At 72.0% G+C, this 14573-nt stretch carries 12 protein-coding genes and 1 pseudogene; 5 read left to right on the forward strand and 8 right to left on the reverse strand.

Annotated elements, in window-relative coordinates; all coding sequences use genetic code 11:
* Nucleotides 1-488 precede the first annotated feature (488 nt).
* The gene (locus OV079_RS16625; protein WP_267769735.1) at nucleotides 489-1235 is read left to right on the forward strand and encodes a glutathione S-transferase; all 747 of its coding nucleotides are present in this window, start codon (nucleotides 489-491) and stop codon (nucleotides 1233-1235) included.
* An 80-nt stretch (nucleotides 1236-1315) separates the two neighbouring features.
* On the opposite strand, the gene OV079_RS16630 is transcribed toward OV079_RS16625, so the two are convergent.
* On the reverse strand, nucleotides 1316-2038 hold the full coding sequence (locus OV079_RS16630; protein ID WP_267769736.1) for a hypothetical protein: 723 nt from the start codon (nucleotides 2036-2038) through the stop codon (nucleotides 1316-1318).
* Nucleotides 2039-2197: 159 nt separating this feature from the next.
* Here OV079_RS16630 and OV079_RS16635 point away from each other — a divergent pair, with 159 nt between their 5' ends.
* The gene (locus tag OV079_RS16635) at nucleotides 2198-3163 is read left to right on the forward strand and encodes a hypothetical protein (RefSeq protein WP_267769737.1); all 966 of its coding nucleotides are present in this window, start codon (nucleotides 2198-2200) and stop codon (nucleotides 3161-3163) included.
* 183 nt (nucleotides 3164-3346) lie between these two features.
* Complete coding sequence (locus tag OV079_RS16640) at nucleotides 3347-4459, forward strand: NAD-dependent epimerase/dehydratase family protein (RefSeq protein WP_267769738.1); 1113 nt, start codon at nucleotides 3347-3349, stop codon at nucleotides 4457-4459.
* A gap of 27 nt (nucleotides 4460-4486) precedes the next feature.
* Here OV079_RS16640 and OV079_RS16645 read toward each other — a convergent pair whose 3' ends face one another.
* The 3 genes from OV079_RS16645 to OV079_RS16655 all read right to left on the reverse strand — a co-directional run bounded on the left by OV079_RS16645 (nucleotide 4487) and on the right by OV079_RS16655 (nucleotide 7803).
* Nucleotides 4487-5119: a hypothetical protein gene (locus OV079_RS16645; RefSeq protein ID WP_267769739.1), complete on the reverse strand. Its 633-nt coding sequence runs from the start codon at nucleotides 5117-5119 to the stop codon at nucleotides 4487-4489.
* Between the two features lie 75 nt (nucleotides 5120-5194).
* Nucleotides 5195-6925, reverse strand: a complete 1731-nt coding sequence (locus tag OV079_RS16650; protein WP_267769741.1) for an MXAN_6230/SCO0854 family RING domain-containing protein — start codon at nucleotides 6923-6925, stop codon at nucleotides 5195-5197.
* Complete coding sequence (locus OV079_RS16655; protein ID WP_267769742.1) at nucleotides 6817-7803, reverse strand: RING finger family 4 domain-containing protein; 987 nt, start codon at nucleotides 7801-7803, stop codon at nucleotides 6817-6819. Before OV079_RS16655 ends, OV079_RS16650 begins: the two co-directional genes overlap by 109 nt.
* Before the next feature lie 178 nt (nucleotides 7804-7981).
* On the opposite strand from OV079_RS16655, the gene OV079_RS16660 reads away from it, so the two are divergent.
* On the forward strand, nucleotides 7982-8659 hold the full coding sequence (locus OV079_RS16660; protein ID WP_267769744.1) for a Dph6-related ATP pyrophosphatase: 678 nt from the start codon (nucleotides 7982-7984) through the stop codon (nucleotides 8657-8659).
* A gap of 143 nt (nucleotides 8660-8802) precedes the next feature.
* Here OV079_RS16660 and OV079_RS16665 read toward each other — a convergent pair whose 3' ends face one another.
* Nucleotides 8803-9480 carry a Coq4 family protein gene (locus OV079_RS16665; protein WP_267769745.1) on the reverse strand — a complete coding sequence of 226 codons (678 nt, stop codon included), beginning with the start codon at nucleotides 9478-9480 and terminating at the stop codon, nucleotides 8803-8805.
* Nucleotides 9481-9668: 188 nt separating this feature from the next.
* On the opposite strand from OV079_RS16665, the gene OV079_RS16670 reads away from it, so the two are divergent.
* Nucleotides 9669-10289 (forward strand): TetR/AcrR family transcriptional regulator, encoded by a 621-nt coding sequence (locus OV079_RS16670; RefSeq protein WP_267769746.1) that lies wholly within the window; start codon nucleotides 9669-9671, stop codon nucleotides 10287-10289.
* 100 nt (nucleotides 10290-10389) lie between these two features.
* On the opposite strand, the gene OV079_RS16675 is transcribed toward OV079_RS16670, so the two are convergent.
* From OV079_RS16675 to OV079_RS16685, 3 genes and pseudogenes are all read right to left on the reverse strand, one after another.
* The gene (locus OV079_RS16675; protein WP_267769747.1) at nucleotides 10390-11034 is read right to left on the reverse strand and encodes a class I SAM-dependent methyltransferase; all 645 of its coding nucleotides are present in this window, start codon (nucleotides 11032-11034) and stop codon (nucleotides 10390-10392) included.
* 282 nt (nucleotides 11035-11316) lie between these two features.
* Entirely contained in the window at nucleotides 11317-12444 is a 1128-nt protein-coding gene (locus OV079_RS16680) for a hypothetical protein (protein WP_267769748.1), read from the reverse strand.
* A 345-nt stretch (nucleotides 12445-12789) separates the two neighbouring features.
* Nucleotides 12790-14047 (reverse strand): annotated as a pseudogene (locus tag OV079_RS16685) (hypothetical protein).
* Nucleotides 14048-14573: the final 526 nt, after the last annotated feature.

The raw sequence follows: 14573 nt of genomic DNA on the forward strand, positions 1-14573 counted from the left end.
CGGTACTACGACCCCCTCGGACTCCCGCTGCACAGCGCTCGACTTCGCCTTCGGCTTATACGAGTCGCCTCGCCCCGACACGGGCCGTGCAGACGGGCCTCTCCTGTTCCGCATCGCTCCTTGAACGCGTGCTGCGCCCCGTACCCCGGGAGGACCCACCGCGCTTTCTGATCCGGATGACTGCGCGGTGGACGTGGCCTTCGCCGTGACATGAGCGGCTCGGCTCCTCCATTGTTTCTCTGTCGAGGCTGCAGGCTTCACTTCATGTTGCGGCCCGCGTTCTTGCTCCCTCCGTAGAGGCTTTTGACGCCCCGCTCGGGCCGCGAGAATCTCTCCTCGCGCCTGGGGCCTGCTACCGGGCGCTCCGGCGCCTACCCGGGCGGGACTCTCACCCGCTGGAACGGTGCAGCATGACGCGGCCGAGCCGCCCCCTTCGGGGTCCTGCTCGCCCTCGTCTTCAGGACGCACCACGCCGCCAGGTGATCCACATGTCCACCGCCAACGTCGCCGCCGATCACTACGAGCTGTACTACTGGCCGGGCATCCCCGGCCGCGGCGAGTTCGTGCGCCTCGTGTGCGAGGACGCCGGCGCCCCCTACCTCGACGTCGCCCGTCGGCCCGCCTCCGAGGGCGGCGGCGAGGCGGCGGTGGTCCGCGCGCTCGAGTCGCTGCCTGGCCTGCCCGCCTTCGCCCCGCCGCTCCTCCGCGCCGGCGAGCTGGTGATCGCCCAGACCGCCAACATCTGCGGCTTCCTCGGCGATCGCCACGACCTGTCCCCGGGGACAGAAGGCGGCCGCGCCGAGGCCATGCAGCTGCAGCTCACCGTCTCCGACCTCGTCGCCGAGGTCCACGACACGCACCACCCGATCTCCACCGCCCAGTACTACGAGGAGCAGCGCGACGCCGCCGCGCTGCGGTCCGCCGCCTTCCGCGACCAGCGGCTGCCCAAGTTCCTCGCCTACTTCGAGCGCGTCCTGCAGCGCAGCGGCGGCCCCTGGCTGCTCGGCGACGCCTGCAGCCACGCCGACCTGTCGCTGCTGCAGGCCCTGCTCGGCCTCGAGTACGCGTTCCCCCGCGCGTTCGCCCGCCAGGCCCGCCGCGTCCCCGAGCTGCTGCGCCTGCGCGACCGCGTCGCCGAGCGCCCGCGGATCGCCGCCTACCTGGCCTCGCCGCGCCGGCTGGCCTTCAACGAGAACGGCATCTTCCGCCGCTACCCCGAGCTCGACCCGGCCTGAACGCAGTCGGCTCGCGTGCATGTTCTTGAGGACATGTCCTGAGAGACATGTCCATCGATCCGAGCGTCCCGCCGCGCTCGCTACGCCCCGATCCCGCAGCACGACAGCGCCTTGGCCTCGAGCTGCTCGAAGGAGTCGCAGATCGGCTCCGACGCGCACTCGCCGAACTTGACGTCGTCCTCGAAGCACTCGCAGGCCGCCTCGGTGCAGCGCATCGTCAGCGTCGGCTCGCCGGCGCACTCGCGCGACCACTCGCACATCGACCCGCTGCCGCCGCCGCCGATCGAGCACGAGTTGCCGAAGCCGCACACGTCCTCCTGGGCGATGGCCTCGTCGGTGCAGGGCCCCTCCTTGCCCTGCTCCATGTCGTCGATCTGCTGGCACGTCAGGCCCGCCTGACAGTCCATCGTCGCCGTCGCGGCCGCCTGGCACTCGCCCTCGAGCTCGGCCAGGTCCGCCTCACAATCCTCCGGACAGGTCATCGCCTCTTCGGGCGTGAGGCCGACGCACTTGGCCAGCATCACGCAGTACTTCTGACAGGTCGTCGCCGGTGGCTCGCCGGCGCTCGTGCTGGTCTCGCCGGGGTCCGTCGACTCGGACTCGCCGGTGGTCGCCGGCGTCGTCGGTGACATCGTCGTGGTCGGCTCCGTGGCGCCGTCGGTCGACGTCCCCGACTCGGTCGCCGACGCAGTGTCGCCGCCGCTCGTCGACGGCTCCGTGGCGCCGTCGGTGTCGTTCTTCTCGCCGGGACAGGCCCCGAGCAGCAGGGCCGTGAGGATGAGTCCGTGTCTGTGATGAAGCATGTCGGTTCTCGCTGGCCCGCGGCCTGGCAACCCGGCGCGCGGCGACCCCCGAAACCGCGCGCCCCCGCAGGCCATTCCTGTGGGTCCGATCGGCGTCGGGTCGGAACTGCTCGCGCCCCTTCACCCTCGCAGTGGCCGTACATCGGTTATTCTGTCGCCATGGTCTGGGGCGGAGCCACGTTCGACGCCATCGCGCGCCTGAAGCGGGAGCAGAGCGCCCTCGCCAGCAAGCGCAGCTCGATCCGCCCGCACGCACTGGGCGCGAGTCCGAAGAAGGAATCGTTCGACTGCATGTTCCTGTGCGACGTCTGCGGTTACCTCAGCGACACCGATCCGCCCTGTCCCTCGTGCGGTCGCCAGGCCTGGATCGACCTCGACTATTGGGGCCTCGCGGAGGCGCTGCGCGCCCGTGAAGAGGAGGAGCGGCGACACCCGCCCGATCGCCTGAAGTGGCAGATCCGGCTCGCCTCCCTGGCCGCCGGCGCGGCGATCGGCGTCGGCTGTGCCGCCGGCCTCGCGCTCGCCGGCGTCGCCGCGCTCGGCTGGCCCTCGCTGCTCGGTCTGGGCGGCGGCGCCACGGCGCTCACCCACCGCCTCGGCCGGCGCCGGATCGGTCGCAGCTTGATGCTCCGCGGAGGCGCTCGCCCGACCCGCTGGCACATGCCGCTGCCGCTGGTCGCCGAGGACGCCGTCGTCGCCGCGCGCGTCGTCGGCCAGCCGCAGCCGCGCGGCGCCCTGCTCACCGCCCCGTTCTCCGGCCGCCCCTGCCTCGGCTACGAGCTCGGCGTCCTGTTCGACGCGCCCGGCGACGCCTGGCCGCCGATCTGGGTCCTCCGCGAGATGCGTTCGTGCGCCTTCGACGTCCACGACCGCCACGTCGAGGCCGACGCCGTCACCCTCGCCCTGCCCATCACCCCTGTCGCCCTGCCGTTCATGACCGAGAGCGCCCGCCAGCGGTTCCTCCGCCAGCGCGGCCTCTTCCTCCTCGACGGCCGCTTCGACCTGTTCGAGGCCATCCTCGAGCCCGGCGCAGTGTACGAGCTGCAGTGGGCCTCGGCGCCGCAGGGCGCCCCTCCCGTCATTCACGCCACCAGCGGCATCCTGCCGCGCGGCGCCTACCGCTGAGGCGCAGCGCTGCGACATGTCTTCACGGACATGTCCCATTCGCCATATCACGGCCCGCGCGCGCGGCTGATGAATCGCCACCGACCCGCGAGCGCGTCGTCTCCGCGACCGCGAACACCGGTCCGCCCGCCGACTGCACCTCGCTTTCTCCCACCCCGCTCCGCCTCGTATCATTCGCGGCGCATGACCACCCGCCGGCGCTTCCTCGCGCTCACCGCCGCCCTCCCGGCAGCAGCTTGCAGACCGCGAGCCACGGCCGCCCCGCCCGAGGAGCCGCCTCGCCCGCCCGAGCCTCCCCCGCGCCCGCTGTCCATGCTGGTCTTCGGCGGCACCGGCTTCATCGGCCCGCACCTCGTGCGCCACGCCGTCGCCCGCGGCCACAGCGTCACGATCTTCACCCGCGGCCGGCGCAAGGTCGACCTGCCCGACAGCGTCGAGCGGCTGCTCGGCGACCGCGACGGTCAGCTCGGCGTCCTCGAAGGCCGGCGCTGGGACGTCGTCGTCGACGACTCCGCGACCCGCCCCGAGTGGGTCCAGCAATCGACGCAGTTATTGAAGGACCAGGTCGGCCGCTATCTCTACACCTCCTCGACCGGCGTCTACTACCCCTATTTGAAGCCCGGCGCCGACGAGACCTGGCCGGTGCGCACCGAGGTCACCGATCCCGAGGACGGCTCCGAGGCCTACGGCGTGGCCAAGGCCCGCTGCGAGCGCGAGGTCCTGCAGACCTTCGGCGAGCGCGGCCTCGTCGTCCGGCCGACCTACATCGTCGGCCCCGGCGATACCACCGACAGGTTCCCCTACTGGCCCGTCCGCCTGCAGCGCGGCGGTGACGTGCTCGCCCCCGGGCGCAAGGGCGACCCGGTCCAGCTCATCGACGTCCGCGACCTCGCCGAGTTCATGCTGCGGCTGCTCGAGGACGGCCGCAGCGGCATCTACAACGCGGTCGGCCCGCGCGAGCCGATCACCATGCCGCAATTCCTCGAGGCCGCGCGGGCCGCGGTCAACCCCGAGGCGCGCCTGGTATGGGTCGACGACTACGCCTTCCTCGAGGCCCACGGCATCAGCGATGCTGTCCCATGGGTCATGTTGAAGGGCAACGACCTCGGCCACATGTCGACGCGCAACGCCAGGGCAGTCGCCGCCGGCCTGCGGTTCCGCCCGCTGGCCGACACGGTGCGCGACACCCTCGCCTGGTGGCCCACCGTCCCCGCCGAGCGGCGCGACGCGGCGCAGTTCGCCATCACCCCCGAGCAGGAGGCGAAGGCGCTGGCCGACTGGCGCGCGCGGAGCTGACCGCCCGCGGCGCCTCCGCCTCGGGGTTCAGGTCGGCCGCCGGCGCGGCGCTCCGGACATGTCCTTCAGGCCAGGTTCATCCCGCGGCACCAGCGCGACGCGCACCAGCTGCAGCTCGCCGCGGTGCGCCGCGAGGAAGCGGACCAGGCGGTCGAAGCGGCGGTGATCGCCGCCCTGCCGCGACCACGGCACGTCGACCCGCAGCGTCGCCGGCCCCGTCCACGCCAGCCGCGCGTCGGGCTCGACCAATCGCACCGCCGCCACCGCGAGCTCGCTCGGCTGGCGCAGCACCAGCTCGACCTTGCCGAACCACACCGCCCCGTGCAGCAGCCACGGCTTCAGATCGCCGACCGGCACGGGATAGCGGGCGATCCGGCGCCGCAGCCAGACGTCGGCCGCGACCTCGCGGGCGACCGCGCTGCGGGCCAGCGCGACCACGTTCCACAGCAGGAACGCCGCGAACAGCTGCGGCACCATGGCCACGCCGAACACGACCGCGGTGAACACCCCCGCCACGCGCGCGGCGCCCCAGAACTCGTGCGGCGGCCCAGGCTCGGCCCAGGCCGGCAGCCCCTCCCGCAGCGCCCGCTCGAGCGCGGTCTCGACGAAGCTGCGATACGGCTCGCGGGCGACGGGGGGCTGTCCTTCGAGCGCACGCATCGAGCCGCTCCAAGGCTAGCAGCCACCCCCGGGCCGCGCACGCGCGCCGAAGCGAGGCGCGGCCGGAGCGGCCGGTCACGACAACAAATCACTGGCCGCGATCGGTGCGATGACCTGCTCGCGGAACAGCGCATAGCACACGCTGCCCGCCGGCAGCTCGAGGTCGCCGCGGACCAGCGCCGCGAACACCGGCGGCCCCGCGGCCGCGGGCAACACCGCCGGGCTCGCCCCCTCGCCGGCGCGGATCCGCCGCAAGAACGCCTCCGCCGATTCATTGGCCGTACGGACGAACCCGCGCGCCCCGCCCGCCCCGCGCACGATCACCTGCCGACCGCGCGCCGCCGCGTGCAGCAGCGCCAGCTCGTACATCGAGATCCGCACGCCGCTGGCGAAGTAATCGATCATCTCCGGACAGATCTTCGTGATCGCCCCGTTCGACGTCGCCACGTTGTTCATGGCGAACTGCCCCGTCGAATAGACGTCGAGCCAGTGCATCGTCGATTCGGCGACGTCGAGCACCAGCGGCATGAACACCCCGTTGTCGCCCTGCAGGTCGAACTTGAGCTCGACCTTGCGCGGGTCGAATTGCTTCCCCCCGAGGTCGGCGCGCAGCATCATCCCGGCCCACGCCCGCTCGAGCCGCGAGAACGGCATGCCCGCGTAGTTGTTGACGACCATCACCGCGTAGCGGATCCCGCGGGCCCGGGCGCGCTCGCGGTGGACGTCGACGAACTCGGCCGCGCCGTCGGGGAACGGCCCGCTGCGCAGGTCGCCCGAGCTCTGCGCGATCGGCTGACCGTCGGGCCCGTCGAACCGCAATTGATAATAGGAGCACACACCGAGGTACTCCCACTTTTCATCGTAGAAGGCGACCGACAGGTCGATGTCGGTGGTGTGGCCGTCCTGCGGCTGGCACCAGTGCAGGAACAGCCGCACCACCTCGCCGGCCGGGAGCGCCACCCGCGAGCCGCGCGGCAGCGACACCGCGGCGCGGCTGGCCGTGCGCTCGTTGAACGGCACGACGACGTCGCGCAGGCCCTCGTCGAGCACGCAGACGTCGAACCCGGGCTTGCCTTCCAGCCGGCGCAGCAGCTCGCGCAGGGCCGCCTCGCTCGCCGCCGCGATCGCCCGCGGGGCCAGCGGGGCCCGCCGGTCCGGGGTCGACGTGCCCTTCGTGACCTGTCCCTTGGGCCAGAACACACGCACCGCCGCCGGCCGCCCGCGGGTCGGCAGGTGGCCGTGCAGCGTCAGCAGCAGCGGGTTCTGCAGCCGCGGCGCCGCCGCGACGAACGCCGAGATCACCACGTCCTGCGCGCCCGCGTCGGCGCCCGCGACCCGCAGCGCGTGGTCGAAGCGCCGGCCCAGCTCGCCCGGCCGCGCCCGCAGCCGCTCGATCATCGCCGCCGCGTCGCCGGCCCGCGCCGCCGCCTCGATCGCCGCGTGGAAGCCGACGAACCGCGGCGCCGGCGTGCCGTCGGGCGCCTTCTTGCGGACCACCGCGAACGCCCGCGCGACGTTGGGGAACCGCTCGGCGAACTCGTGCGGATGGAGGAACTGCCCCAGCCACTGCCAGTACGAGCGGTGGCGCAGCATGTCCTCGACGAGTCCGTCGGGGTGCATCGACTCGAGGTGGGCCAGCACCGCCCGGCGCAGCGGCCGGCGCAGCGGCGCCACCTTGAAGCGATACTTGTGGATCGTCAGCGCCACCATCTTGGCCTTCGGCAGCGTGCTCGCGCCGCCGAACACCTGCTTGAGCTTGGCCGCGAACCCGCCGGCGAGGCTCCCCCGGGCGGCTGCTCGACCCACCGCTTCTCGCTCGTCCCCTGCAGCGACGGGTCGGCGTCGGAGTAGACCGCCAGCGTGCGCAGCACGTCGGTCGCGGTCGCCAGGTGGGCCCGCGCCACCGCGAAGGTCGCCGGCGCGTTGCACTTGCGCAGCAGCACGCCGAAGATCCGCGCCACGTTCTCGCGCACCGCGATCGTGTCCGGCAGCCACGCCAGCACCTGCTCGCCGAACTCGTTCACCAGCGTCCCGAGGTCGCCGGCGTCGATCGGCGACATCACCTGCTTGCCCGCGCAGAACGACTCGAACAGCGCCCGCGCCGCGGTCGGCAGGTCCTCGCCGAGGTCGAGCAGCTTGAAGCGGACCTTCTCGCGCGGCAGGCTGCGCTCGAGGAACCGCCCCGGCTTGAAGAACGGCGACTCGCGGTCGACGTGGCGCTCGCACACCGGGCACGCGCTGTAGTTGGCGCCGTCGAAGCAGTGGTCGCAGACCACGTGCATGCACGGGCTCAGCACGTGGGTCGTGCCGACCCGCCGGCAGAACACGCACGCCTGGCCCTCGGTCTGCAGGAAGTGGCACAGCACCTTGCGCAGGTACAGCTCCGACGTGTCCTTCGGGACATCCTCCGGGAACTTCCGGAACAGCGGCGTGTAGCGGACGTTGCCGCCGACCTGGGCCGCCAGCGCGGTCGCCACGGAGCGCGGCTGCAGCGCGAGCTGGTCGGGGGTCAGGGTCGCCAGGCGCTGTCGCAGCCGCCTCGACACCACGTAGCCGAGCTGCGCCAGCTCGAGCTCGATCGCCTGCAGGTGCCGCTCGCTCGCGGTCGCCCCGCCCGGCGCCACGAACACCAGCCCCTGGCGGCGCAGCAGCACCTCGCGGGTGGCGGTGTACGTGGCGTCCATGGCGGCTCGAGAAAAGGTGGAGGTAAGCGTCCGAGCTGTTTTTCTGAAAAGAGTGAGAAGGAAGCCCGGACTGAGCCTCCGCGGCCAACATAGAGCGGCCGCGACGGCGACGTCAAGCCGCGCGGCCGCTCGCTGCGCGCGTGCACCCTCGCGCGATCTTTTGCTACGAAGGGCGACGATGCTGCGAAAGCGCGCCCGAACGATCCTCGCCTGGAGCGGCGGCAAGGACTCTGCGTGGGCCGGCGTCGCGCTCGCCCGCGACCCTGCGGTCGAGCTCGTCGGCCTGCTCACCACCACGCGCGAGGACGACGCGCGGGTCGTCATGCACCGCACCCCGCACGCGGCTTTGCAGGCCCAGGCCGACGCGCTCGGCCTGCCGCTGTGGGAGGTCGCCCTGCCCGACCCGTGCCCTAACGCGATCTACGAGGCCAGGATGTCCGCAGTGATCGCCCGCGCCCGCGCCGAGCAGGTCGAGGCGATCGCGTTCGGCGACCTGTTCCTGGCCGACATCCGGGCTTACCGCGAGGACATGCTCCGAGGGACAGGTCTGCGCGCCGTCTTCCCGCTGTGGGGCGAGGACACCGCCGCGCTCGCGCAGGCGATGATCGCCGGCGGCTTGCGGGCCACCGTGGTCGCCGTCGACCTCGCGCGCCTGTCCGCCGCCTGGCTCGGCCGCAGCTTCGACCGCGATCTCCTGGCCGCGCTGCCGCCCGACGTCGACCCCTGCGGCGAGCGCGGAGAGTTCCACACCCTCGTCACCGACCTGCCCGGCTTCGCCCGCCCGCTCGCGCTCCGCCCCGGCGCCGTGTTCGAACGCGACGGCCACGCCTACCTCGACGTCCAGCTCGACGCCTAGGCCACATGTCCTCCTGGACATGTCCCGAGTATCACCCCACCGCGCGCGCCCTCACGGCGTCACGCTCACGCACCTGTCGGGTCGGGACACCCCACCACCGCCTCGACCTGTCCCGCAGGACACGTCGCGGTCCCGCCCGGCGCTCACGCCATCGCCTTGGTCGGCGACTTGGCGAGGATCCAGCTGGCCAGCCAGCTCTCGTGCCCGGGCGCGATCGCGGCGACCGTCTCGGGGCGCACGCCGAGCCGCCGGCGCGCCTCCGCCAGCGGGACGGTCAGCAGGTCCTCGAGCCGCGCCTCGAGCATCGGCTCGGCCTCCTTCGCCATGCGCAGGCCGACGCGCACGTTGTGCCACACCCCGGGCACGTGCAGCGGCATCAGCAGCGAGTAGATCACGGTGCTCGACCACAGCATCGCCCGTGACGCGCCGAAGCCCTGGCCGATCATGAACGCGAACACCCCGATCTCGCCGGCCGGCGTGGTCGGGAAGCCGGTCAGCACGTGGACCAGGTCGTGCGTGGTCGTGTAGCGCAGCGCCAGCGGGTTTTGGGCCAGGCGCTGCTTCATGTCGTCGCTGATCACCAGCGGCTCGAGCTTGTTGCGATCGAGCTGGTGGGCGAACGCGCGGCCGACGGTGCCCTCGGGCAGCGCCCGCAGCTCGGCCAGGTCGACCTCGAGGCAGGGCGTCGGCAGCGTGTGCAGGCGGTCGTTGCCGGTGTGCTCCGGCCCCGCCAAAACGGAGAACTTCAGCGCCGCGATGTCGCCGATCGAGCGGCCCTCGCGCTGCATGCGGCTGAGCTCGCGGATGTCACTCCACTTCATCTTCATGTCTCCTGGGGCCCGCGCGGGCGTCGGAGCGGGCGCGCGTTTTCGCGCCGACATCGGCTCCAAACGGTCTCCCCGGCGGGCTCCAGAACAATATTGACTAACTGACCGACTAAGTCAAACTGGTCAGCACATGAATTTCGAGACCCTCGCCGAGATGCGCGCTCTCCTCGCGGAGGCGGTGGGTGACGTCGACCCGGAGCAGCAAGGGCAAGAAGCGGCTGAAGATCCTCGAGGCCGCGATCGGGCTGTTCGTCGCGCACGGCTACCGCAAGACCAGCATCGACGACATCGCGCGCGCCGCCGGCATCGCCAAGGGCACCGTCTACCTCTACTTCGCGACCAAGCTCGACGTCCTCTACGTGGCCTGCGCCTACGAGAAGCTGCGGCTGTTCGCCGTGCTCGACGGCATCGAGGCCCCCACCCTCGACGCGCGCGATCGCCTGCGCCAGTGGGTGCGCGCCTCGATCCTCATGGTCGCCGCCTCGCCGCTGCTCACCCGCGCGTCCGCCGGCGACCCCGACATGCTGGCCGCCCTGATCGAGGCCATGCCCGAGCGCGTCGGCGCGGCCATGGCCGACGCCAACAGCTTCATCGGTCACCTGCTCGACGCCGCCGTCGCGCCGGCGCAGTGGACCGATGACGAGCGCCACGCCCGCGCCATCGTCCTGCAGGCGCTGACGCGCTTCGCCCCGCTGGTCGGCGACGACCCGCTGCGCCAGGGCCTGAGCATCGAGCAGTTCGCCGAGACCCTCGCCGACGTGTTCGTCGACGGCATGCGCGTCCCCGATCGCGCGCGCGCCTGAGGCGCGAGCGCGACGCGCCGGCGCCCGCGCTCGCATCTGTCCTTCGAGACAGCCCCGGCCGTCGCCTGGCCTGTCTCTCGGGACATCTGCCGCGGCGCGCCTACGCGCGCACCGCCGCCAGCTCGAGCAGCACCGGCTGGCCGCGGCGGCGGGCCAGCTTGGCGCTGGCCGACGGGTCCGCGTACCAGTCGGTCGCCGACACCAGCGTCCACGCCGCGCCCATCGCCGCCTGGAGCTCCGCCGAGTCGTGAAGGTAGCTCGGCAGGTACAGGTCTTCGCCCTCGTGGGCGAAGTGGGCGCGGCCGCCGTCGGCCCGCCAGCGCGGGTGGATCTCGAAGATGTGCAGCCAGCCGCCGGGCCGCACCGCTCGCGCCGCCGCGGCCAGCAGCGGCGCCACGTCCTCCGCGTGCTCGAGCACCAGGCTCAGCAGCGCGCCGTCGAATTCGGCCAGCTCCAGCGCCTCGGCGGCGTCGCTGCGGACGAAGCGGGCCCGCGGATCGGGCACGTTGCGGGCCGCCTGCGCCAGCATCCCCGGCGACACGTCGACGCCGACGTACTCCGAAAACCCGCGCGCCAGCAGGAACGGCGCGTTGCGGCCCGTCCCGCACCCCAGCTCGAGCACGCGCCGCCCCTCCGGGTGCCAGCGCCGCATCGCCACTGCCGTCATCGCCACCAGCGGGTTGTCGATGCGGTCGTACGTGGACGCCCACAGATCATAGCCTTGAACGACGTCGGTGGTCCTCATGTGTCCTCCCTCGGGGTTACCCGGTCGCGTCGCGCGATTGGGGGCACTTTGCGTCCGCCAGACGTGCTCGCGGTATAGTCAATCCGCGCCGCCCTCGCAACGCGCCGCAGCGAACGGTCGCCCGTCCGCCCGTGCGCCGCGTCACGCCGCAGCGCGCGCGAATCGCCGGCCGGCGAGGCATGTCTCTTCGGCCAGCTCATCGGATAGCGCGGCGCCCGTCGGCGCGGGCGCGGCTCGCAACCTGTCCCCGCGGACATCCGCGAGCCGCGCCCGGCGTCGGCCTCACATGGGGATCGGCACCAGGTCGGCCGCGAAGCGGAAGATGAGGTACTGGTGGTCGGGGTTGCCGCCGCCGCCCGGCCACAGGAACGGGCTCTGCGGCGGCTTCACGTTGGGCGGATCCCAGTTGAACCACATCCACTTCGCCTCCTCCGGCATGTCCATCGGGCACACCAGCGGGAACTCGTTGCCGGCCATCGGCCCGCCGTTGTACGGCGTCGTGTTGGGCTCGCCGAACGCGACCGCGCCGTACTGCGTGCCGACCTCGTCGACCCAGCCCACGCTGGTGGTGTTCGGGTCGAGCGCGCCCTGGTTGCACTTGACGATGTGGTCGTTGATGACCTGCAAGGACGGCCCGCCGCTGCCGGGCTGGTAGTCGACCCCGGTCGCGCACACCTCCCAGCCCTCGGTGCCGGTGAACACGTCCTCGCCGAAGTTGCCGCCGCCGTCCTTGCGGCGGAACCGGGCCAGCACGCCCTGCGTCGTCGACGAGTCGGCCCAGGCGATGACGTAGAGGAAGCTGGCGTTGTCGGCCTCCTCGTACGGCACCACGTACTTCTCCGGCCCCTCGCCGCAGTTGAAGATCTGCCCCGCGGTGGTGTTCTCGATCCCGCCCCAGTACATCGAGATGTTGTCGTCGGTGCCGTAGGCGAACCCGTAGGCGTTGTCGGCGGTGATCACGATCTCGATGTCGCTGGCCGGCTCCGGCTCCCCGGTCGTGTCCGTGGTCTCGCCCGTCGTCGTCGTCGTCGTCTCGCCCGTCGTCGTCGTCGTCGTCGCGTCCGTCGTGCTCGTCGTCGTCCCGGGCTCGCTGGTGCTGGTGGTCGTCGTGTCCGAGGTCGTCGTGTCGACGCCCTGCGTCGTCGTCGAAGTCGCGTCGGTGGTCGTCAGACCGGTGCCCTCGGTGCCGACCGTGCTGGTCCCGCCGGTCGGATCGTCGGTCGACTGCGTCGTCGTCGTCGGGTTCACGTTGCCGGTCGTCGGATCGGTCGCGGCGCCCGTCATCGTCGACGTCTCGGTCGCCGACCCGCTGCTCGGATCGCCGGAGTCCGGACACCCGCTCGACAGCAGCGACATCACGGCGATCGGGAGCGACGATTGAACTACTTTCAAGGAGCAGATTCTCAACATGACGCCACGATACCCGAAAGGGCGCACGCCGGCGCCCGCTCCTCGTCGCTCGCGCCCGCGTCGCGCGGTCACGATCGCGCCGGCCGGCGCGAACACCTCCGATTCGCCCTGATTCGGGCGTCCCCCGGCTCCGCGGTCCGCCTGGCCGAAGGACGCTCGCGGGGACATCCACGGGTCTGCCGACGCGAAGACGAAGGCGCCGGTCGCCTGGCCGCGAAAAGCGCGAGGGACCGATTCGCAGTAGTGCGAATCGGTCCGACGCGCCACCTTGCGGTCAGGCCGCCAGGCCGCGGCTCGGGCGGCCGTCGCAGCGCGCGCGACCGCGGTCACGCGCGCCGTCGCGGGTCACATCCCGCCGCCGGCCGCTTGCATGAGCTGCTCCACCTCGGAGTAGCGGACCACGCCGGCCACGGTCGTGTCCTTCTTCGCCATCGGCCGCCACACGAAGTCGGGGTGGCGGCGCTTCGACTTGCCGACCCACTCGCCGCCGATGACGCGGCCGACGCCATCGAGTTCGACGATGTAGTCGTAGACCTCGGTGAACGTGAAGGTCGCCACGTTGTCGACCAGCTGCTGGTTATAGCCGGGGCCCGCCTCGTTGATCCAGTACACCTCGGTGCGGACGCGCCGCAGCTCGACGGCGTTCGGGTTGAAGCGGTACTGCGAGCCGCCGCTGCTGATCATGTCGTTCGCGGTCGCGCCCGAGACCTGCTCGTTGCGCGTCACCTTGTAGCCGACCACCGGGTGGTTCCAGACCTCGCGGTCGTAGGTGCGGTCGAACACGAACGACTCGCCGCGGAGCCCGAGCATGTTGGTCAGCGCCACGTGGAAGCTGCCGGCGTTGGTGTCCTGGCACGCCTGGCTCTTGATGCTGCCCGACGAGTTGCAGCGCAGCGACATGAAGCGGACCGACAGGCCCTCGGTGTACGCCAGGCTGATGAGCGCCTTGAGGTCGGAGATCTCGAACCGCACCCCGTTGAAGGTGACGCCCTGCTTGGGCTCGCGCTCCATGATGGCCGCCGGCGCCCACGCGTGGCAGATGCCCATCCACGTCTCGATGCAGCGCCCGCGCGACTCGCCGCGCCGGCGGCCGCACGCGGCCGCCCACGTTGGAGCAGTCGGAGTCGTACCTGCACGCCTTGGTGCCGCCGATGCTGCCGACGCCGAAGCGGTTGGAGATGACCGTCCCGACCCCCTTGCGGCCGAACGCGGCCCCGTACTTCTCGGCCGGCGAGCGGATCTTCGAGCCCGCCCAGCGGTAGTTGATCGAGTCGTTGTAGGTCGGCCAGTAGTAGCCGGGCCACGGCACGCGCTTGGCCCAGCCCGAGGCCGGCAGCTCGTCGAGCTCGAAGTTGAAGTCCTTGCTGAGGAGGCGGGGGTCGTCCGCCTTCGTCCAACCCTCGCGGTAGAGCAACGCCTCCTCCTGCTCCTCGGAGAGCGCCGGCTCGTCTTCCTCGGCGGCGGCGAGCTCGTCGGTCGCGTCGACCGGCTCGTCACAGGCGGACAGCCCCGAGCAGAGCATGCCGAGCGCCAGCGCGGCGCGGAAGGTGAGACGGCCCGCGAGACGGCTCGCGGAGGATGAGGATGGAATCGTGAATGACATGAGACACCTCGAAAATGGTCTGACCGATTCGCACGTTCTCCGTCGTCGTCAGCGGCAGGATCGCCGCTGGGTCCTCGGGAGGGACATCGAGGCGGAGCGGTCGTCACGCAGCGTCGAACGACAGCCTCGCATGATTCTCCTCTCGTCTCGTGGCGAGAGCCCGCCGAAGCGGTCCCCTGCGTGAGCGCGATTCACAGGACCGACGCGTCGATCCGGACAATGACGGCAGTGCGACGGCTTCCGCGTCGGCTCGCCGAGACGACAGGCGAGGACGGCGGGACATGGGTCGCACGGAGGAGACCGGCGGGGGTTCCATCCCGTCGAGGTCAGCGTGACGGTCGCCGGTGAAGGTTCGACGAGTCGCGGGGCCCTGCCCTCGCGGGGGTCGTCGCCGAGTCGTCGAAGCGCGCTCGATCTGCCGCTCGAGCGCTGCGCCTGGGCGCGTGGACTCGGTGAATAAGTCCGAGGTGCGGCGGCGAGGCGAGCCTCGCCGCTCGCAGCGGAGCGCTCGAGGGACCTCGAGCGC

Source organism: Nannocystis pusilla (genome assembly GCF_026626665.1).
Classification (GTDB): Bacteria; Myxococcota_A; Polyangia; order Nannocystales; family Nannocystaceae; genus Nannocystis; species Nannocystis pusilla.